Genomic DNA, 21,663 nt, shown 5'->3' on the forward strand with positions numbered 1-21,663 from the left:
ACGTCCGTTAGATTTTTTTTTAGAACAATGAAATGAAGCGAAAAATGTATCGTAACCGTTTTTTATTTTAAAACTGAAACTATGAAAAGGAAAAATATTAAAAATTTGGAATAGGATGAAAGTTCATTAAACCAAAAACACCATTTACATATCCGAAATTAATTTAATTTAATCTCAAAAATCATTTATCAATTATTTTGAACTATTCAGAAGTTTATTCAATCCAACTTTATCAAATAAAATTCTACCTACTTTAATATCAGACCATCCTTTTTTTAACTGATAAGTAAAAGTAGGCGTATCATTAACCAATGCGCAATCTAAATAAAATGTAACGATATTATCACTTATACTATCCCTTAATTCCTGAATATGAGTGGAAATAAAAAAGTATGAATCAGTATACCTGTTAACTCCATTTATGGTTGTTTTACAAATTTCCAAAGCATCTTCAACATTTGTTCCGCTGAAAAGTTCGTCAAATACAGCAAAACACCTCTTGCCTTCTTCCGCTTTTAGAACAACATCTTTAAGATTAATAACCTCTGTCATGAAATGGCTGTAGCCGCTTAAAATAGTATCTCTTTTATTAATTCCGATTGAAAAGTCGGTAAAAAAGGGAATTATTCCTTTTGATGCAGGAATAGCAAGTCCTAGATTACCTAAATAAATACATAAACTAATGGATTTGAGAAAAGTTGACTTTCCCGACATATTAGGTCCGTTTAACACAATAACATTACTGAAAGTTGTAAAATTATTTTTAATTGGATTTTTAAGTAAGGGATGATAGAAATCATTCAGACTTATTTCTTTATTTCCGAAAATTGGAAAAGAAAAATTTTTATTTTTAATTGCCATACTAATAGAGCAATAAGATTCAAATAAAAATAAATCTTCCCAAAACATCTCTATTTTCTGTTCTGATTTTAACTTGAGAATCTTATTGATTAGTTCTTTAACATGTTTTCTTCTTAAACGTTTTTCCCTAATTATTAACTCATATTGTTTCAATTCAAGGAATGAAAGAAAGGACAGAATTCTGTTTAAATCTTTTTTATAAATTTCAGGAAAGTCTTTCATAGTGATTCTGGAGAAATAAACAGATTCTAACCTGTGAAAAAACAACACCATTTGATGTAATTTGTTATTTAGATGAATTTCATCATAATCAGGACCCGAAAACAAAAAACTTGTATTTTTAAAATCTACTTCCTTAAAATTATTTAGAAAAAAGTGAACTTCGTTTAAATAAAGTACGGTGTATGAATAATTTTCCAAAACCTTCCTATTAGATTCAAAGGCCTTTAGAATATTTTGTCTTTCTATAATTTTATCTTCACTTAGCAGAGGTGTTTCCAATAAATAAAGAATCTTATTTTTTGTAAAAGAATTTAATGAAAAATCAAATAAAGGCAGTATCTCTTTTTTTATATTTAAATCCTGAATATTGTTCATCTGTAGCACTTTCGAGTTAATTCCAAACCTAATTATAATATGATTTCTGTTTCTAAATCAAGAATTAAATTACAATAAATTTATGTAAAAATGACTACACTACAATATTAAAAATTTAATTGATTAACCACTATGGACTTAAAGATTATAGATTGGGTTTGGCAGACGGAAAGTCTGTGAGGTTAAAAATTAAAATCCACCGCAAATTTCTAAATTTAAAGACTTGGAAAGAAAAAAATAATTTGCGCATTTGCGGTGGATATTTTTTTAACCTTAAAGGAAAATGCACTAAAGTAAATAGTTAACTATTTTGAGACCAATAAATTTAAATTCAGACTAAAAAAAGCTCCAGATTTCTCTGAAGCCTTTAAAATTCTTTTTCCGATAGTCTACCAATCCAGTTTCACCAAAGCTACTGCCTGACGTTCCAACTGCACAGGCACCATAGTTTTACCCGAAGTTATTTTTATTTTCTTTGTCGAAATACTTTTTAATTTCCCCGATTCTTCTAATGTATTAATTTGTTGTGGCGTAGGATTTTGAGGCGAACCCATTTTTTTCCAGATTTCATAGGAATTACTATTTTCCTTATCAATCATATAAACAGTAAGATTGGCCTTTTTTACAGGAATATTTTCAATAGTTACATGGGCCGTTTCAGTAGCTCCCGGTTTGTCATCATCATGGTAATTCCAAACCATCACTGCTGCCGATTTCGTATCTTTAGTTGCCAAAACGCCAATATCGGACAGCGTTCCACGAACACTGGATTGAACCACTTCTTCCAAAGGATACATACGATTACTTTCTGCTTCTAAACGCGCACCAGTCATCATCCCGAACATTCTAAAAACATTCAGAACCGGTTTATCAACACCATTGGTGGCCAAATCCCTAAAACCATAAAACCACGGCTGATTTTCAAACTCAAATGACCAGGATACGGCTCCCAGAAAATTAGCCTTTGTTTTGTCAGCCAATAAATATTTTCGGGCAAAACTTGCTGCGGTATAACTGGAATACATGGTTCCGTTTCGATAAGCATTCTCTGGATTTGTAGCCATACCACAAGCCGCACAACCTTCAGGATCCGACTCCCCTATTATCAGTGGAAGCTCTTTCGTTTCAGGATAAGACATTGCCATATTAAAACCAGTTTGGATATCATTCAGCTGTGGCGCCATGTTCATTCGAACTGCTCCATCCACTAATTTAGGCGAACCTTTAGCATGAAAAAGGATAGCATCCATAGGCGAACCTGTTTTTCCGGTAGCATAATTAGTGCCGCTGATACAATGTTTAATAAAATCATTAGTCCATTCCTGAGCTCCTTTGCTTCGTGTTCCGGCAATATTTATACCACCAATTTTTGCTGTAGGCAAGGCTCTTTTTAACCCATCTGCGGCATAGTCATATAATTTATAGAATTCTTCGCGGGTTCCTTTCCAGTAATGTCCATTAGGTTCATTCCAAACTTCCCAATACCAGCTTTCCACCTCTTTCTGACCGTAACGTTCCACCGAATGTTTTACCCATTCGTAAACCAGATTACGCCATTTATCATAATCTTTTGGCGGATAAGCCCAACCCGTAATAATATCAGTATAAGGATCACCGGGTTTCCAGTAATGACGGTAAGGCGAAGGATGCGTAGAAAGTGCTTCGGGCATAAAGCCTATTTGTGCTAACGGTTTCATTCCACGTGAGACATAGGTATCAAAAATACTGTCTACAATTCGCCAGTTATAAACCGGATTCCCATTAGCATCTTCTGTATACGCATTTGTTGATCCCCATTTTAAAGCGGCCACACCATCACCACTCACCAGCAAACTATGGGCTCGCACATAAACCGGCACCGGACTTAATTCGGCTATTTCAGTAAGAAGTTTTTTCCCGTCTTTCATATAAGTGTAATTAGGTTCGTCATAGCCAAACCATGCCCATACGGGTTTCATAGGTCCAATTTCTTTGGTAAGATCTACCTTAATTTCAGGATTTTGAGCTTGTAATGTTGCTGCTGTATATACGGTCAAAAGAACAGCCAGACAATGTTTTAGTGGTTGATACATAGGTTGGTTTATTGCTTACGGAATTTCCGTAAAGTTGATATTTTTTACAATAGGTTTACTTTTATTCAACAAAGTTGATAAAAAATAATTAGATAACATTATAATCAGTATCTTTATTTTCGAATTTAATTTTGGTACAAAAAATAAAAAGTCTGGACAATGTAACATTTAATTGTCTTTTATTTGTGGCAAAATGGAATTTAGAGTCTGTTTAAAATTCATCAAAATTAATTTCCCCAAAACCTAAAGGTGTAATTTCGGTGACTTTTAAAGAAAATTTTCGTCTTTTAAGGGGAGGGAAAAAAGAAAATTAAATCAACTATTCGAATACTGGCATTTTGGAAAACGAAAAAACACAAACTAAAAGCAAAACAGAAAACAATCTTGAAGTAGGCGAAAGAATTCGCCTGTTGCGCATCAATCAAAAACGCACCTTACAGGAAGTGGCCGACAGCTGCGACTTGTCTAAAAGCATGATTTCTAAGATCGAAAACAATAAAACCATACCATCAGTAGCTACTCTGGTAAAAATTGCTTCTACATTAGGCACTACGATATCAGGTTTACTGGAACAGGACGGATGGAATAAAGCGATTGTTACCAGCCGTAAAGAAGCTGTCGACAAACTGGTTAAAACCGAAAAAGGGTATTTGATATTTCCGTATGCTTCAGAATACCACCAAAAAAAAATGCAGCCGTTTTTGTTTGTGGCTCGAAAAGGCGAAGTTATTCCGCACCAGTTATCACACGATGGCGAAGAATTTGTTTTTGTAGTTGAAGGCGAAATGAAAATGCAGGTGGGCGACACTGAATACATTTTAAAAACCGGTGACAGTCTGTACTTTAACGCCTTACAAAAACACGGAATTATCCCTATAACTGATGAAGTTAGCTATATAGATATATTTGTTTGATTTTTTTAACCATAAATAATATCAGTTTTTTATCTTATTCTAAATATTTTTCTTAAGAACAAACCCGTTGGGTGTAATTAGTTTTTGCTAGTAATTTTTCGTCAGTTCGAGTAATCCCGTTTTCGGACGGGATTGTATCGAGAACAAGAAAAATTTTATTAAAAACGGTTCTCGATACATTTTTTGTTTCGTTATACTGCACAAAAAACACTCGAACTGACGTTTTTAATAATTACACCCAACGGGTTATATTTAGTAATCTAAAAAAAACAGCCACAAGAATGTTCCTGTGGCTGTTTTTAGTTTTAAAAGTAGGTTATAAAAACTACAATTCGTACCATTCTTTTTCAGATGATTTTGAATTGCTTCCTAATATGTTTTTAAGGGAATATTTTTCGGCTTCTGATTTAGTTAATTGATGTGTCCATGAGGCTCTTTCTTTTGGTTTAAAACCTTCGCCGGTACAATTGTATTCTGCAAAAAAAGCGGTTTTTTCATTCTCAGGATTTCCCCAATTATCCCATCCTACAGCTGCAATCCGATTAGGCAATTCACATTTTATAAATACTGATTTTGCCCATGCTCTCCACGGACGTCCCAGATACATTTTAGTTACCTCATCGGCCAAAGTAATTTTGCAATCTAAAAATACGAAACCAAAATCTTTGTCTTTTGGAGTATTAGGAGCCGTGATATACGAATCAGACTTGCAGTGAATAACACAGTTTTTAAAAACAGCAGTTGCCGGTCCAAAAATAAAATCGGTAGTTCCCTCGATATAGCAATCCACAAAAAACTGCTTTGCATATTCTCCTCCGTTATAAATAGTATCCTGATTTCCTAAGAATTTACAGTTTTTAAAAACAGCTTTATCAGCATCAACAAACAAAGCAACTGCCTGTCCTACTCTGCCGGCAGCATTTTCGAAAGTAATATTCTCCGCCTTGAATCGGTTGCCGGAAATTTTCACGGTATAAGAATCAAAAGTCCCCATTTTTCCCCTGCCCGAATAATCGTTAAAACTAATGATGGTTTTATCAACGCTTTCGCCAATAAAAGTCACATCGGTATTCATGGCAGGCAATGCTACTTTTTCATTATACACTCCGTTTTTAATATACAAAGTAATCGGTGCTAAAGGAAAAACACGCATGGCATTGATGGCATCCTGAATGTATTTGTAATCGCCGCTTCCGTCTTTAGCAACTACAAAATTGTACTTGTATTTTTCCGGATTTGATGTTTGTGCAAAAAACATTTGAGTTGCGAACAGCAAGATCATCATTAAACTTAATCGGATGGTATTTTTCATGAATAATAATTTTTATTACAGTTTTATTCCTTTTATTTTACAGTAAAAATAGTGTTTTTTAGAATCTCAATAAAGCTGTTTAGCATTTGCCTAAAATCAAACAACGAGTACACAATAATAGCTATAAAATATCTGATATATAAAAAAAATCAAAGGCAGATCTTACGATCTGCCTTCGACACCAAACAAAACCAAAGAAACAAATTAATACCCTGGATTCTGCGGATATTCACCATTATCAAGTGATATAACAGCCAGAGGAATAGGGCGTAATATTTTTAATTGTCCATCAATACCTAAAAATGGATTTGTTCCTCCATCAAAAAGTCCTTTGATATCCGGATTTCTCACCTTAGTATAATCTATTAATTTTCCTGTTCTTTTTAAATCAAGCCATCTAAATCCCTCACCTGCTAATTCACGAGCTCTTTCATCCAGAATAAAATCAATATCTACATTCCCAACAACTGAAACTCCTGCTCTTTGCCTAACCGTATTTACACGAGCAATTGCATTTCCGGGATTATTAGATTTCAAATAGGCTTCGGCTGCAATTAAATAAGTCTCACCTAATCTGGCTAAATAAATATCATGAGTATATTGAACTGAAGGCACAGCTGTTTGCACTCTATCAAATTTTTTCAACGCTGGGTAATCTGTTTGATTCAAACCATCCCACCAGTGTGGATCCATAGGAGAAATAATTGTATTAGTTCTATTTACCGGATCTTCAGCTCTCCAATTTGGCACATCAGCAATTTGAGCTGCTGTTCTTGGATAATAATACTGTACTGGAGTTGTTGTAGGATTCAATAAATATCCAGTATATGGATTTGTTTTAATATTTAAAAAAGTACCTTCAAATCTTGTGTCATTATCATCAAACAGTGTAAACAAATATTCCGTAGGGTGTAAAGTATTTTTCTTGATTACTCCATCATTAGCTCCTTGTACCAAAGGTCCCCATGGATAATCCCAATTATGAGATACTTCGCCGGAATTAGATTTATTATATTGAACAGACCATAAAATCTCTTCGTTTTTGTCATTTTTATATTTGAATAAATCTCCAAAAGCTAAATTAAGTCCTTGTCCGTTTATGGCTTCATCTGCAAGTGTAGCAGCCTTAGTAAAATCGGCCACTCCTTCACCATAAGTTTCGTAACCTCTGGTTAAATACACCTTGGCTAAAATATGCTGAGCAGCACGTTTTGTAACCCTTCCAAAATTAGACTGAGTAGGCGGCAAATCGACAATAGCTTCTGTCATTTGATCAATAATAAACTGATAAACATTGCTTGCCGAATCTCTTTCAAAATGGGTTATGGGCTGGTTTACCAAATTCTCAACAATTGAAACATCACCAAATTGCTGAACCAGCATAAAATAATAATAAGCTCTAATTGCTTTAACTTCGGCTATTCTGCTTTGCAGTTCCGGAAAATCTTCAACCTTATCAGCATAATGCAATGCAAGATTAGCTATTTGTATACTCTGATAAAGACTTCTGAATAATCTTTCTACATTAGCTTCTCCCGGAGTCAGGGTTTGATAAGATGCTAATCCTAACGGAACTTCGGGATGAGCCGCAAAAAACAAATCAGTACCGGCACAAAAAATGTAAGGAGTGGGTTCATAAACATCACGTAAAGTGGCATAAGTTGCATTCACTAAGCCTTCATAACCGTCTTTTGTACTATAAAAATTTTCAGCAGTTGTATTTCCTAAATTTTCTTCATCTAAATATCCGGAACAACTTACAATTAACAATCCTAAAAAAATTGCATATATCTTTGATTTTATACTCTTCATAATCTTAAAATTTAATATTAACACCTAATTGATAAATAGCATAACCCGTATTTGAAGCATCAACACCATTCATCGAAGCACCAGCCCATTCCGGATCAAATCCGTCGTATTTAGTAAACGTAAAAGGATTTAATGCGTTAACATACAATCGCATGGATGACAATCCTACTTTAGACAAAACAGTCGGATTAAAATTATATCCTAAAGTAATATTCTGAATACGTACAAAAGAAGCGTCTTTATTAAATCCCGGATAACCATAATCTTCTGCATCTTCACCCCAATACTGCCCTGAGAATGATGCTTGAGGATAGGTATTAGAAGCTCTTGCCGGTGTTATAGGATTTTCTCTCACATAATAAGGCACATCTAAAATCACTTTACTATTAAAATCAGTAAATTCTTCATGAAACGGGCTCAACACATATACTCCTTGTTTAGTAAATACAGTAGCTGAAAGATCCCAATTTTTATAAGTGAAAGTAGTTGAAAATGTTCCAATCCAATCCGGATTAGGAGAACCCAGCACTTTCATATCATTATCAGTATCAATTACTCCGTCTCCATTTAAATCCTTCACTTTTGCAGTTCCTTCCATGGCTTGCTGATCAGCTGGTGCCAATTCATCTTTTTGCCACACACCATCAAATACCATCCCGTAGACAACATCTACCGGTTGCCCTATAAACCATCTGTTAGGAACATCATCTTCCTTTCCTCCGTATAACTCAACAACTTTATTATTATTCTTAGAAAAAATAAAATTGGTTTCCCATTTAAAATCACCAGTATCAACATTGACTGTTTTCAGCTGAACTTCTACCCCTTTATTACTAATAGAAGCGACATTATCGAACATTGACGCCCAACCGGTTGGAACTGCCAGTTTTCTACTTAAAATAGTTCCCTTAGAAAGTCTGTCATAAAGATTGATTTCTCCTGAGATTCTGTTATTAAAAAAACCAAAATCAGTTCCGAAATTCCATTCTCTTGTGCGTTCCCATGTCAAATTAGCATTGGCTAACTCACTTGGAACAAAACCATTTGCAGTAGTTCCGTCCCAGTCATAATATTTTTGTCTATTTAATGATGACTGAGTAGCATAAGCTCCAATAGGACCATATCCGCCTGTGTAACCATAACTTAAACGTAATTTCAGGTTATCAATTTCAGCTACATTTTGCAAAAATGATTCTTCGCTTATTTTCCATGCCGCAGCAGCCGAAGGAAAAGAAGACCATTTATTACCCTCAGCAAGTCTTGAAGCGCCATCCCATCTAATAGTTCCAGTTAATAAATATTTATCTTTATAAGAATAATTCACACGATTAGTGTAGGAAAGTATCGTGCTTTTAGTATATCCGGTCTCTGCATCGCGTTGTGGAGCACTTTGAACATTATAAAAAGAAGAATTAAAAGGAACATCTCTACCATAAGAAAAAGACCTTTCACTTCTGTCAAAAGTGGCAGATTGAATAAAATCATAGGATATATTATGATCTCCAAATTGTTTTGTATAGTTTACCTGATTATCCCATACGTAAGAAAGTCTGTTGTTTGTCCAAAATCTGGCAATAGATATCGATCTGGTGGCAAACCTGTCTTTGTATTCTCCATCTCTTTGCATTCTGGTATTTGGAGAAAAAGTAGATTTAAAAGTAAGACTTTTTATAGGGTTAAATTTAAGGTAGAAATTAGAAATAACATTAAACTGTTCTACATCCCAACCTGATTTACCATCTGCAAATGTATATGGACTTACATTACTTGATATTCCATTCATTGGAGACTGTATTACACTTCCATCGGCAGTAAAAGCCGGAGCAAAAGTAGGCATCCTGAATAGTTGTAATGTATAACCTTGTCTTGACACTAATTCTTGCTGAGAAAATGCTAAATTGATATTGGTACCAATAGAAAACTTATCATTAACCTTAGCATCTACACTCGCCTTAAAATTATACTTTTTATACGATTGCCCAACAGCATTTCCATCATCTCCCTGATATCCAAAACCAACTACATAACTTACATTATCAGTGCCTCCATTAGCAGAAATAAAATGATTTTGTTGGGTACTTGTTTTCAAAAAAGAATCCAACCAATTGGTTCCGTTTCTGCTTGCCAGATTTTCAGCCCAATAATTACTACCATCCTCATTAAGAACTGTTGGAAAACCATAAGTAGGCGAATTCACAATGGGAGTTCCCTGAACTAAATCCCTCGCTACTTGTCTGTCTCTTTGCCACAGCACACTTTCATCATAACCGTTCAAAAAATCAGGCATATTAACAACCTTTCTTACCCCTACAAAACCTGAGTAAATGATTGATGGTTTTCTATTTTTTAAACCCTCACCTGATTTAGTCGTTACTATAACAACTCCATTAGATCCACGTGAACCATAAATAGCTGTAGACGAAGCATCTTTAAGTATGTCTATCTGTTGTATATCTTGCGGATTTAAAAAATCGATACTTTCTGTCACAATTCCATCTACTACAAAAAGAGGTTGTTGCCCGGCAAAAGAGTTAATTCCCCGGATGCTAATATCAAAACCTGCTCCTACAGAACCTGTTTTTTGCGAGATATTAACTCCGGCAGCACGTGCCTGTAAAGCCTGTACAGGACTGGTTGAACCTACACTATTAAGCTCTTTATTTCCAATTGAAACGACCGAACCTGTTATATCACTCTTTTTAACAGTTCCGTATCCCACAACTACTACTTCATTTAAATTTGCGGTTTCCGGCAACAGCTGAAAATTAATCTCTGACTGATTCCCTATTTTTATTTCTTTAGTACCATATCCTATAAAGGAAGCCACTAAAATGCTCTCAGCTGATGGTACTTTTATCGCATATTTACCATCAAAATCAGTTTGTGTAGCGATCTGAGTGCCTTTTACAAGAATACTGACTCCGGGAATAGGCTGGTTATTCTCATCGGTGATTTTACCGGATACTCTGGTTTCCTGAGTAACTTTTTCTATTATACTTTCTTTTTCAGAGACATTTAAAGCCTCTTTTATAATAATATTTTTATCAGCTGTTACTTCAAAGCGTAAATTACTGGAGGTAACAATCTGATTTAATAATTTCGAAACCTCAATAGTGCCTTTTTTTAATTGCACTTTTGGAGCATCTTTAAAAAAATCATTTGGATAAATAAAGCTGTAATCGGTTTGCTTTTGTATCATTTTAAAAACTTCTTTAACCGATACTAATTGGTTTTGATCAACAGCAATTTTTTCCTGCGAAAAAGTGGTTTCGGTGTTGAAACTAAAGACAGTTGTACAGAATAGGATTAAAAAAGTTCTCATCATAATCAATAGCAGCCGTTTTTGAAATACAAAACGACAATTAATAGAATTAATTTTCATAATTTTGTTTGTGTTAGTTGGACATTGGTTTAATTAATATAGGGAGAGGGAAATAGTCAGGACACCGCAAAATATCTAAACTATTACCTCTCTTTTCTTTTATTTGAGTATCAGAGTTTTATTTTTAAATTCATACTTATTTATAATTCCTGTATTTTTAATTGATTTTAAAATATCTTCAATATTTCTGTCTTTTATCAAAACACCGTTAAACTGTTCTTTTTTGATAGATTCATTTTCAAAAACTACCTCAATATCATACCATCTTGACAATACTTTCATAATCTCGCCCAGTGGTTTATCTTCAAAACTAAAAATACCGTCTTTCCAGCATATTTCGCTATAGACATCTACCTTAGCAATCTTCACTTTATTAGTGTTAAGATCTAAACTGGCTTTTTGATTGGGGATTAATTTTTGCTTAACAGCACCAAATTGCATTTCGACTTTCCCTTCTACGAGTGTTGTCGCAATATTTGAGTCGTCTTTGTAGGCTTTGATATTAAATTCGGTTCCCAGTACATGAACCTGCTGATTTTTTTGCAATACTGTAAAACCCGCTCCATTATGGTTCGTACTTGGAGATACTTCAAAATAAGCTTCTCCATAAACTAATTCTACACTTCTGGTTTTACCTGCTACAAAATGAACAGGAAATTTAAGCTGGGTTTCAGAATTTAACCAAACTTTTGTACCATCAGCAAGGGTGATTGCAAATTGTCCTCCTCGCGGAATCGTTAAATAATGATATGCTGTTTTTTTAGAGGAAGTCTTAGAATTAGTATAAACCAACTCTTTTCCTGAGCTGTTTACATTTTTATTAGTATAAACTTTTCCTTTTTCTAAAACTACAGTGGAACCATCTTCTAAAGTTAAAGTAGCTTTATCCGTTCCGGTTTCAATGGTATTGGCCACTACTACCGGCTGAATTTCCTGAGTTTTATTATTGAAAACCGTGGTAAATGTTATAAACAGCATAACAGAAGCTGCAATTGCGTATCTAAACAATGGTTTTTTGTACAACGGAAGTACGGGACTTACTTTCTTTTTATCGAAATCTAATTCTAATCGGATTTTTTCATGAATTCGCTGCTCTACCTCTTCTTTGGATCCTAAATGAGCAGGCCAATCTTTGATTTCCTGATTGTTTAAAAAGAAATACAATAGTTTTTCTAACTCCTTTTTGGTTATTGAACCATCCTGAAGCTTCGTGACTAATTCTGAAAAATATTTTTGGGAATCTGAGTTCATTTGTTCGCTTTTTGTATGCTTATAATAACTAAGTCTCCAAAAAAACGTTTCACACCTGCTCTATTTGTATTTTTTTTTGCTTTTTTTTATATATATCAAATTTTTATCTAAAAAAATATACGATAAACTCAATACTCACCGCTACTCCAAGTGATTCTTTTAAAATTTTCAGCGCTTTAGAAATATGTCCCTCAACCGTGCGTTGCGAAATATTTAACTGCTCCGCAATTTCTTTATTAGACAACATATTTTCCCTGCTCAACTTATATACTTCCCGGCATTTATCGGGTAAAGAATCTACAATAGCATCTAAATGACGAATTAATTCTTCATGCATTAATTTGGTTTCCGGGTTAGAAGCTTCAATTTTATTTTCGAAATTATCGAAAAGCTCATCCTTCAGCATTTTTTTATTTTTACTAAAATGGTCATAAACCTTGTAAACAGTGCTGGTGTATAAATAACTTTTCAAAGAGGTTTTGATCTGTAATTTTTCTCTTCTTTGCCATAATGAAATAAATACTTCCTGAACAATATCTTCACATACTGACCTGTCTTTAACAAGGTTATAAGCCGCCACATACATAATTTCCCAATATTCTTTATAAATAATGGTCAACGCTTCTTCTTCATTTTGCTGAAGGCGCTTAACAAGGTCCAGGTCATTGTATTTATTTACAAATGCCATTTAAAATATAGTTTAGGGTTAATGGGTCAAATCTAAAAATAAATAATCAATTTTCGAATATCTTAAAATTTTAACATAATATTTTATCAAATTCAAAGAACTACCCCTACAAATTTACAAGGTTTTATTAATTAATAACAATCCAAAAATCCAAACGGTTCTCCATACATTTTTTAATAATTACACCCAACGACTTAATTTATATTCTAAAAAAAGACTTTTTTAAAAATAAAATTCTATTTTCGTAAACGATTACGGAAATATGAAAAATAAAATCACCATCAGCGATATTGCCAAAGAATTAGGAATTGCTCCTGCCACCGTTTCGCGTGCTTTGAGTAATCATCCTGAAATAAGTGCGAGTACGAAGAAAAAAGTAAAAGCAGTTGCCGAACGTTTGGATTATATGCCTAACAAAATAGCCTCTTCGCTACGTTCCGGGAAAACAAAACTCATTGGAGTTTTAATCCCTACAGCGGAGCATTTATTTTTCGGATCCGTAATTCATGGTATCTCCAATTTAGCCAGTCAGCATGGTTACGACGTTTTGATTTATCAATCGAACGAATCAGAAGTCTTTGAAAAAAAGGGAATCGATACTTTTATTGGTGCCAGAGTGGATGGCATTCTAGTTTCCATTTCTAAAAACACCACTGATTTTTCTCATTTTAAATCGGTGAAAGAGAAAAATATTCCAATTGCTTTTTTTGACCGAACCAATGACGATTTAGAAATCTCCTCCGTTTGTATTGATGATTATTTGGGTGCGTTCATGGCAACCGAATCCCTCATAAAATCAGGATATCAAAGAATTGCTCATATTTCCGGACCACAGCATATTAAAGCATTTTCGGAAAGAATTCGTGGTTACAAAGCCGCATTAGAACAATACAATATTCCTTTTGAAGCCAATTTCATTTACAACGGAGACATCAGTATTGAAGCAGGAAGAAAAGGTACAACTTACTTTTTAAATTTAGATAACAAACCTGACGCCATTTTTGCTGTTGAAGATTTTACCGCTCTTGGTGTTTTAAAAGAAGTAAAAGAAAGAGACATTCAGGTTCCTAACGAATTTGGAGTTATTGGTTTTTGCAATGACTTATTTGGAGAACACATCACTCCTTCTCTGTCTACAATCGATCAAAAAACAGTACAAATGGGTGAAGAAGCCTTCCATCTTATTTACGAGTTAATTTCGAAAAAAGGAGAAAAAACAAACCATCAAAAGAGAATATTGACTCCCACATTAATCACAAGAGAATCTTCAAAAAAGAACTAAAACATGACTACCCTTCTTCCAAATAAACACGGTATTTTAAGCCACGAATTCACGAATAATTTTCTTACTATTATTACACGAACATTGACAAAGTAGATTAAAATTAGTGCAATTTCATAACATATAATTCAACTATAATTAGTGAATTAGTGGCTTAAAATCACCAACACAGATAACAAATAATGCTATAAAAAAAATTTAATAATCACCGTAAACGATTACGTAAAACACTAAAAAATGACTTATCAACCAGCATCCAACCGATACGAAAATATGGAATACCGCAGATGCGGAAATTCAGGATTAAAACTATCTGCCTTTTCATTGGGACTTTGGCACAACTTCGGAGAAAACAGCGATTTCGAGAACAGTCGTAATTTGATAAAAACGGCTTTCGACAATGGAATTACCCATTTTGATCTGGCTAACAATTACGGTCCACCTCCCGGATCAGCAGAAACATGTTTCGGAAAAATTTTAAAAACCGATTTCAACAATTACAGAGACGAAATGATTATTTCGTCTAAGGCGGGTTACACGATGTGGGACGGGCCTTATGGCGATTGGGGTTCGAAGAAATATCTGACTTCCAGTTTGGACCAAAGTTTAAAAAGAATGGATCTGGAATATGTTGATATTTTTTACCACCACAGACCCGATCCGGAAACGCCTTTAGAAGAAACTATGGCCGCTTTGAATTTAATCGTTCAACAAGGAAAAGCCTTGTATGTAGGAATCTCCAACTATCGTCCAGCCGAAGCTGAAAAAGCCTTTAAAATATTAAAAGAAATGGGAACGCCCTGCCTGATTCACCAACCTAAATATTCGATGTTTGAACGTTGGGTAGAAGACGGACTTTTAGACTTATTAGGTAAAGAAAAAGTGGGATGTATTCCGTTTTCTCCATTGGCACAAGGATTATTGACTGATAAATATCTGAACGGAATCCCAGCCGATTCCAGAGTAGCTACCAGCGGACAATTCCTGAAAGCCGATCATATTACGCCTGAAAGATTGGAGAAAATCATGGCACTCAACAGCATTGCCCAAGAAAGAGGTCAAAAATTAGCGCAAATGGCTCTGGCCTGGATTTTACGCGATGACAGAATTACTTCAGTATTAATTGGTTCGAGCAAACCGGAGCAAATCATAGATTCTATTAAAGCTTTGGAAAACACCAATTTCAGTACAGCCGAATTAGAAAAAATCAATTCAATTTTAAAATAGCATGACTGTCCGCTCAGCGAACTAAATAAAAAAAAGGCCACAGATGACACTGATTGAACTGATAAAAAACAGATTTTTTTATAACTGTCTGTAAATTAAAATCTTCGATAATCCGTAAAAATCAGTTTCATCTGTGTGCTATTCTCAATATCGGGATAAGAAATAGATAGTCATATAAAATAAATCAACCTAAACCCAACCAAAATGAAAAATTCAAAAAACATAAGAGCGTGTAGTCTCTTATTCTTTTTAGCATTTGCAACAACGATTTTCGCTCAGGGGAGACAAACCATCAATTTTGATGCGAACTGGCAATTTACAAAAGGAGAAATAGCCGGAGCCGAAAAACCGGAGTTCAATGACAAAAGCTGGAGAATACTTAATGTGCCACACGACTGGAGCATCGAAGGACCTTATGACAGAGACAACCCAACAGCACGTGGCGGCGGTTATTTGCCAGCCGGAATTGGTTGGTATCGTAAGACTTTTAAAGTTGATGCTGCCGATGCTAATAAATTATTTTCTGTCGAATTTGATGGCGTTATGGCCAATAGTGATGTCTGGATTAACGGGACGCATTTAGGAAAACGTCCTTATGGTTATATCAGTTTCAGCTATGATTTGACACCTTATCTGAACTTTGGAAAAGACAAAACCAACACCATTGCCGTAAGAGCCGATAACACGATTCAACCCGCTTCCCGTTATTATACCGGTGCCGGAATTTACCGTCATGTACGTTTGGTTGCAGTCAATAAAACGCATTTTAAACATTGGGGAACGCAAATTACAACTCCTAATCCAACTGCTAAAAAAGCAGTGGTAAGTATCAAAACTGAAATTGAAAATAAAGGAGCCGCCGGAACTTATAAACTACAAATTGAAGTTGTTGACAACACCGGAAAAGTGTTAAAAGCCAGCGAAAGCCAGGAAAATATTGCAGCCAATAAAATCACTGAATTATTCAAAGAAATTGAAATCATCAATCCTAAGTTATGGGATATTGAAGCGCCTCATTTATATACGGTAAACACCAAATTATATTCCGGAAAAACACTTGTCGACAATCAGACGATTACTATTGGGATCAGAAATGCCGAATTTAGAGCTGATACCGGTTTTTGGTTAAACAATAAAAATTACAAAATAAAAGGAGTTTGTCTGCATCATGATGGTGGAGCCGTTGGAGCAGCAGTTCCGCTTGGCGTTTGGAAAGAGCGTTTGCAAAAATTAAAAGAAGTGGGCGTTAACGGAATTCGTACTTCGCACAATCCTGTAGCTCCGGAATTTCTTGATTTGTGTGACCAAATGGGATTTGTGGTTATGGATGAAACTTTCGATACCTGGACGGCAGCCAAGCATAATGGTGAAAAAGGATATAATTTATATTTCAAAGAATGGTGGGAACAAGACACCAAAGACATGATTTTAAGAGACCGGAATCATCCATCGATCGTGATTTATAGTATTGGAAACGAAATTCATGATGATTTAAGCTATCCGGAAGGCTATAAAAAATATAAAATGCAGGAAGATGTGGTAAAGAAATACGACAACACTCGTCCTGTAACGATGGCACTTTTTAGACCTAATGTTTCTAAAGTGTATGACAATGGTTATGCTGCACAGATGGAAGTTGTAGGGCAGAATTACCGTGAAAACGAACTGATTGCAGCCCACGAAGCACATCCGGAGTGGAAAGTTATTGGCACCGAAAACACCCACGTATTGAATCAATGGCTGGCTTTAAGAGACAAGCCGTATATGGCAGGACAATTTTTATGGACGGGTTACGATTATCTGGGAGAAGCCGACTGGCCGGAAACGACGAACAATCAGGGTTTGTTTGACAGAGCCGGGAACTGGAAACAACAATCGTTGCAAAGAGACAGTTGGTGGTCTGCTGAGCCTGTAGTGCATATTGTTCGAAAATCAGATAATGCGGGAGCTGGCGTTTGGGTTTCCGATTGGACACCGAGCGACTTTGACACTTATGATAATGCCAAAGTCAATGTGTACAGTAACTGCGAAGAAGTAGAACTTTTCCTGAACGATAAATCACTAGGTTCATTGAAAAAACCAGCTGACGATTCGCCAAGGGAATGGAATGTTACTTTTGAAGAAGGAACGATAAAAGCAATTGGAAAAAACAACGGAAAAGTGGTTACTCAGGAAGAACACACTTCTGCCGGAAAGCCTGCTAAAATTATTTTAACGCAAAGCAAAGGAACGCTCGCAAATAACTGGGACGATGTTACTTTTGTTACTGCAACCATTGTGGACGAAAAAGGAATTAGATGTGCCAATGCAGATAATTTGATTAAATTCTCTATTACGGATTCCGGTAAAATTATTGCCGTTGATAACGGAAACATCATCAACCACGATGGTTACCAGGGTCAGAAAACAAGAGCTTATCAAGGAAAAGCCATTGCGATTATTAAAGCTGCAAAAGACAGCGGAACCATTTCGATAAAAGCGGATGTTGAAGGTTTGACACAAGAAGCTACAACGCTTAGTATTGATTCTGACAAGAAGTAATAATATTTAAATTTTTTATTTCTTAAAAAGTACAGTTCACGCTGTACTTTTTTGTTTAACAAGAAGTCTGGAATTTAATTTTTAAGCATTATTTATCATTAAACTTTACTGCAACTATGTATGGAGTATATATGGGGTTGAACCGTCCTTGACCCGTCCTGAAAACAACTACACAACATCCTTTTGGGATACATTCAATTTTAAAATTATCATTGTTATTCTTATTGAAATTGAAATCACTTATCTTTAAGTCTTCAAATCAATTGAATATGAACTGGACAGCCAAAGCTATACAACACAAAGGAGAAAATAGGATTGCGGTATATTTTGAAAAAAATGCCGACTTAATTGCACGTATCAAAAAAATTGACGGAGCCAGATGGAGTCAACAAAAAATGGCTTGGCATATTCCCGACACTGAGGAAAATAGAGTCCGGTTTAAAATTACTCCATTATCAGATACTATTCCTTCACAAGAAGCAATACTACAAATAGAAAAATTCAAGCAATGGATGCACTCCAAACGCTATAGCTTAAGTACTATCGTAACCTATAGTGAAGCTTTGAAATCCTTTTTAATCTTTTATAGAGAGAAAGCCATTGCTGATATTACAAATGAAGATGTGATTGTTTATAACAACAATTATATTTTGAAAAATAATCTCTCGGCTTCATACCAAAACCAAACTGTGAATGCTATCAAACTGTTTTTTATAACGGTAAGAGAATCCAAAATGAATATTGATAAAATACACCGACCAAAACGAGCTAAAGTTTTACCCAATGTACTGAGTAAAGAAGAAATAAAATTAATTTTAAATGCGCATTCTAACATCAAACACAACACCATGCTTGCAATGATATACAGTTGTGGTTTACGCTGTGGAGAATTATTAGCCCTAAAACCAGTTCATATAGATTCCCAAAGAAACATAGTATTACTCAAAAATTCGAAAGGCAAAAAAGATAGAATTGTCCCCCTAAGTCCTAAAATATTAGAAATACTACGTGACTATTTTAAATTATACAAACCTACAGTCTATTTATTTGAAGGTCAAAATAAAGGAGAACCTTATTCAGATAAAAGCTTACAAAGTGTTTTAAAACAAGCTTTACAAAAGACTGGTATTACAAAACCCGTTACCCTACATTGGTTGCGTCACAGTTATGCCACACATTTACTTGAGAGTGGTACTGATTTACGCTACATACAAGAATTACTTGGACATAATAGTAGTAAAACTACTGAAATTTACACACATGTAAGTACTAAAAGTATTCAACAAATTAAGAGTCCATTTGATGATTTGTAAGATTTTTTTATATCTTCGCTATAATAACAAAGTCTGACGTTTGTCAGACTTAGCCACCCAAATACGGGTGTATAAGTCTGACTACGTCAGTAGTATATACAAGTTGGCAGTAATTTTAAAAATCCGAATGAAAAAGACATATATCTTATTATTTACATTTTTTTTATTTTCTTGTAGTTCAGAATTTAAAGTAATTGAAAAACCAACAGAATATTCTGAAATAATAAAACGTAGACAAATTGTTGGTGCTAAATTTTCAGAAAATGGAGATTGTTTTATGTGCTTACAAAATGTCAAAAGATTTACTCCAAGTCTTGAGGAAATAAAAAATGCGGAAAAAATATTACGCAAAAATATTCGAAAAACTAATTCAAAAAAGTTAAATCAAGGAAATGGTTGCCCGATAATTCACAAAAACTTAAACATTTACAGAAGACAATATTGGGGTTATTATAACGAAAAGAATGAAAAAGTAATTTACGTGACTTTTAATAAAAATAAACTCAAATTAAGCGAAAAAATTAAAGGCTTCACAAGAGATGAAAATGATAATTGGAAAAAAGAAAGAGAAAATGTTTATGACGGTTGCAGTAATCATTGGGAGATAAAAATTAATTTAAAGACAGAAGAACTTTTTGAGTTTGGAGTGAATGGGCTTGGATAAAAAAACTACTGCCAACACACGTTTCTAGATATTTGCAAATTTAGTGGAATTACCGTTTTTTATCGTATTTTCGTTCATCCGAAAATACTCGTCTTCGAAAGTTGCAAACATCTAGAAGCGCGAGAACGTTAGTGGCAAATTCTGCGGAACACCAGAAAATTAGAACTTCAAAATGACATCTTATGATTTTTATTGTAATATTTTCATTAGTGTTTTTAACAATTTTTATTCTTTTAAAAATAAAGAAAAAGCAATTATTAGAAACTGTTACAAAATCCCATCGAGGAACAAAAACAGAAAGAGAATTAGTACTTAAACTTTTAAAAGCGGGATTTCCATCACAAACAATTTTTCATGATTTATATTTAAAAAATGAATATGGAAATTACTCTCAAATTGATTTAGTTCTTGCAACAAAAGTTGGGATAATTGTTTTTGAAGTGAAAGAATATAGCGGTTGGATTTTTGGTTCCGGAAATCAATACAAATGGACACAAGTTTTAGCTTATGGAAAACAAAAATATTATTTTTATAATCCAATACTTCAAAATAAAAAACACGTAGAAAATCTAAAAACAAAACTTACCGATTTTCAAAATATTCCATTTTTTTCCGTTGTTGTGTTCTTTGGAGATTGCGAGTTTAGAGATGTCAGTTTTATTCCAAAAAATACTTTTCTTACGAAATCACAACGAGTAATAAAAGTTGTGAAAAAGATTATTGAAGAAAATGAATCTACGATATATAAAAGTAAGAGAGATGTAGTTAATATTTTATCCGTAGCTGTCGAAAATGGAAATAGTAAAGATATAATTGAAAAGCATGTTGATAATATAAAGGATATGCTAGGAGAAGACAGAATATTTCACTAAACTAAAGAATCTGCCACTAACAGCTACTACAACGAATTTGGGTAATTGGCTTAATGGAAAGTTGGTTTTGTATTTGGGATGATTTGGCAAATCCGAAAATAGGGCTTAATTTAATCCCAAACCCGCTGTAGTACCAAGACGTTAGCGGCTATGTTCAGAAAAATATCGTAAAAATGAAAATATACAAATTTGATAATGCTGATTTAGAGAATATTGAGGATTTAATTCCATCGATTGAGAAAATGTATAAAATAAATTTTCAAGAAAATGAATTAGCTGAATTAACGAATTTTGATGAATTTTGCGAAAAAATTGTTGCGAAAATTAATCTTGAAAATATTGATAATTGTACAACTCAACAAGCATTTTACAAGTTAAGAAAATCGATTGTGGATATAGGAATCGCTGAAAAAAATGAAATAAATACGCAAACTAAACTTAGGGAAATTTTTCCAAGAAAAAATCGAAGAAAAAATGTGAGAAGTTTGGAGAAAAATATTGGTTTTGAACTGAACTTAATAAATCCGCCACAAATAATTTCTATTTCTTTATTAGTTTTAATTCTAATTTCAATCGTATTTTTATTTATAAACCTAAAATTTGGAATTTTAGGAATTGGAATATCTGTTATAAGTTTTAAACTAGCGAACAAATTTGGAAAGGAAATCGAAATGGAATCAATTCGTGAATTAATTGAGAAAATGACAACCGAAAATTATCTAAATGTTAGAACTAAGAAAAACACAATTAACAGAAAAGAATTGAAAAATGTAATATCAAACTGGTTTGCGGATAATTTAGGAATAGAGAAAAACGAATTAAAAAAAGCAACATTTGTCTAAATAAAACACATCCGCTAACAACGGTTTGGCTCA

15 protein-coding genes are annotated in these 21,663 nt (G+C 34.0%); 8 read left to right on the top strand and 7 right to left on the bottom strand.

Annotated features, from left to right (window positions below):
• Nucleotides 1–192: 192 nt before the first annotated feature.
• Entirely contained in the window at nt 193–1,458 is a 1,266-nt protein-coding gene (locus tag BUB89_RS01225; protein WP_073241075.1) for a MutS-related protein, read from the bottom strand.
• A 389-nt stretch (nt 1,459–1,847) separates the two neighbouring features.
• Complete coding sequence (locus tag BUB89_RS01230; RefSeq protein ID WP_073241077.1) at nt 1,848–3,530, bottom strand: GH39 family glycosyl hydrolase; 1,683 nt, start codon at nt 3,528–3,530, stop codon at nt 1,848–1,850.
• Nucleotides 3,531–3,868: 338 nt separating this feature from the next.
• Between BUB89_RS01230 and BUB89_RS01235 the strand changes: the two genes are divergently transcribed.
• Nucleotides 3,869–4,444 carry a helix-turn-helix domain-containing protein gene (locus BUB89_RS01235; RefSeq protein ID WP_073241079.1) on the top strand — a complete coding sequence of 192 codons (576 nt, stop codon included), beginning with the start codon at nt 3,869–3,871 and terminating at the stop codon, nt 4,442–4,444.
• A 325-nt stretch (nt 4,445–4,769) separates the two neighbouring features.
• On the opposite strand, the gene BUB89_RS01240 is transcribed toward BUB89_RS01235, so the two are convergent.
• The 5 genes from BUB89_RS01240 to BUB89_RS01260 all read right to left on the bottom strand — a co-directional run bounded on the left by BUB89_RS01240 (nt 4,770) and on the right by BUB89_RS01260 (nt 12,889).
• Complete coding sequence (locus BUB89_RS01240; protein WP_073241081.1) at nt 4,770–5,756, bottom strand: pectinesterase family protein; 987 nt, start codon at nt 5,754–5,756, stop codon at nt 4,770–4,772.
• Between the two features lie 204 nt (nt 5,757–5,960).
• The gene (locus tag BUB89_RS01245) at nt 5,961–7,568 is read right to left on the bottom strand and encodes a RagB/SusD family nutrient uptake outer membrane protein (protein ID WP_073241810.1); all 1,608 of its coding nucleotides are present in this window, start codon (nt 7,566–7,568) and stop codon (nt 5,961–5,963) included.
• Between the two features lie 4 nt (nt 7,569–7,572).
• Nucleotides 7,573–10,950 carry a SusC/RagA family TonB-linked outer membrane protein gene (locus tag BUB89_RS01250; RefSeq protein ID WP_083552396.1) on the bottom strand — a complete coding sequence of 1,126 codons (3,378 nt, stop codon included), beginning with the start codon at nt 10,948–10,950 and terminating at the stop codon, nt 7,573–7,575.
• Nucleotides 10,951–11,049: 99 nt separating this feature from the next.
• Nucleotides 11,050–12,201 carry a FecR family protein gene (locus BUB89_RS01255; protein WP_073241085.1) on the bottom strand — a complete coding sequence of 384 codons (1,152 nt, stop codon included), beginning with the start codon at nt 12,199–12,201 and terminating at the stop codon, nt 11,050–11,052.
• Nucleotides 12,202–12,304: 103 nt separating this feature from the next.
• On the bottom strand, nt 12,305–12,889 hold the full coding sequence (locus BUB89_RS01260) for an RNA polymerase sigma factor (protein ID WP_073241087.1): 585 nt from the start codon (nt 12,887–12,889) through the stop codon (nt 12,305–12,307).
• A gap of 262 nt (nt 12,890–13,151) precedes the next feature.
• On the opposite strand from BUB89_RS01260, the gene BUB89_RS01265 reads away from it, so the two are divergent.
• The 7 genes from BUB89_RS01265 to BUB89_RS01295 all read left to right on the top strand — a co-directional run bounded on the left by BUB89_RS01265 (nt 13,152) and on the right by BUB89_RS01295 (nt 21,630).
• Nucleotides 13,152–14,171 carry a LacI family DNA-binding transcriptional regulator gene (locus tag BUB89_RS01265; protein WP_073241089.1) on the top strand — a complete coding sequence of 340 codons (1,020 nt, stop codon included), beginning with the start codon at nt 13,152–13,154 and terminating at the stop codon, nt 14,169–14,171.
• A gap of 237 nt (nt 14,172–14,408) precedes the next feature.
• Nucleotides 14,409–15,398 carry an L-glyceraldehyde 3-phosphate reductase gene (mgrA, locus tag BUB89_RS01270; protein ID WP_073241093.1) on the top strand — a complete coding sequence of 330 codons (990 nt, stop codon included), beginning with the start codon at nt 14,409–14,411 and terminating at the stop codon, nt 15,396–15,398.
• A 204-nt stretch (nt 15,399–15,602) separates the two neighbouring features.
• Complete coding sequence (locus BUB89_RS01275; protein ID WP_141384387.1) at nt 15,603–17,939, top strand: glycoside hydrolase family 2 TIM barrel-domain containing protein; 2,337 nt, start codon at nt 15,603–15,605, stop codon at nt 17,937–17,939.
• 269 nt (nt 17,940–18,208) lie between these two features.
• The gene (locus BUB89_RS01280; RefSeq protein ID WP_073241095.1) at nt 18,209–19,252 is read left to right on the top strand and encodes a tyrosine-type recombinase/integrase; all 1,044 of its coding nucleotides are present in this window, start codon (nt 18,209–18,211) and stop codon (nt 19,250–19,252) included.
• Between the two features lie 127 nt (nt 19,253–19,379).
• A complete protein-coding gene (locus tag BUB89_RS01285; RefSeq protein WP_073241097.1) occupies nt 19,380–19,916 on the top strand; it encodes a hypothetical protein in 537 nt (178 codons plus the stop codon).
• A gap of 182 nt (nt 19,917–20,098) precedes the next feature.
• Nucleotides 20,099–20,788, top strand: coding sequence for a nuclease-related domain-containing protein (locus tag BUB89_RS01290; protein ID WP_073241099.1), 690 nt, complete (start codon nt 20,099–20,101; stop codon nt 20,786–20,788).
• 173 nt (nt 20,789–20,961) lie between these two features.
• Nucleotides 20,962–21,630, top strand: a complete 669-nt coding sequence (locus BUB89_RS01295; protein ID WP_073241101.1) for a hypothetical protein — start codon at nt 20,962–20,964, stop codon at nt 21,628–21,630.
• Nucleotides 21,631–21,663 lie beyond the last annotated feature (33 nt).

This window comes from Flavobacterium flevense (assembly GCF_900142775.1).
Lineage (GTDB): Bacteria > Bacteroidota > Bacteroidia > Flavobacteriales > Flavobacteriaceae > Flavobacterium > Flavobacterium flevense.

Coding starts and splice junctions, on each gene's coding strand:
- BUB89_RS01225 (WP_073241075.1), bottom strand. CDS start 1,458: ATGAACAATATTCAGGATTTAAATATAAAAAAAGAGATACTGCCTTTA.
- BUB89_RS01230 (WP_073241077.1), bottom strand. CDS start 3,530: ATGTATCAACCACTAAAACATTGTCTGGCTGTTCTTTTGACCGTATAT.
- BUB89_RS01240 (WP_073241081.1), bottom strand. CDS start 5,756: ATGAAAAATACCATCCGATTAAGTTTAATGATGATCTTGCTGTTCGCA.
- BUB89_RS01245 (WP_073241810.1), bottom strand. CDS start 7,568: ATGAAGAGTATAAAATCAAAGATATATGCAATTTTTTTAGGATTGTTA.
- BUB89_RS01250 (WP_083552396.1), bottom strand. CDS start 10,950: ATGAAAATTAATTCTATTAATTGTCGTTTTGTATTTCAAAAACGGCTG.
- BUB89_RS01255 (WP_073241085.1), bottom strand. CDS start 12,201: ATGAACTCAGATTCCCAAAAATATTTTTCAGAATTAGTCACGAAGCTT.
- BUB89_RS01260 (WP_073241087.1), bottom strand. CDS start 12,889: ATGGCATTTGTAAATAAATACAATGACCTGGACCTTGTTAAGCGCCTT.
- BUB89_RS01265 (WP_073241089.1), top strand. CDS start 13,152: ATGAAAAATAAAATCACCATCAGCGATATTGCCAAAGAATTAGGAATT.
- mgrA (WP_073241093.1), top strand. CDS start 14,409: ATGACTTATCAACCAGCATCCAACCGATACGAAAATATGGAATACCGC.
- BUB89_RS01275 (WP_141384387.1), top strand. CDS start 15,603: ATGAAAAATTCAAAAAACATAAGAGCGTGTAGTCTCTTATTCTTTTTA.
- BUB89_RS01280 (WP_073241095.1), top strand. CDS start 18,209: ATGAACTGGACAGCCAAAGCTATACAACACAAAGGAGAAAATAGGATT.
- BUB89_RS01285 (WP_073241097.1), top strand. CDS start 19,380: ATGAAAAAGACATATATCTTATTATTTACATTTTTTTTATTTTCTTGT.
- BUB89_RS01290 (WP_073241099.1), top strand. CDS start 20,099: ATGATTTTTATTGTAATATTTTCATTAGTGTTTTTAACAATTTTTATT.
- BUB89_RS01295 (WP_073241101.1), top strand. CDS start 20,962: ATGAAAATATACAAATTTGATAATGCTGATTTAGAGAATATTGAGGAT.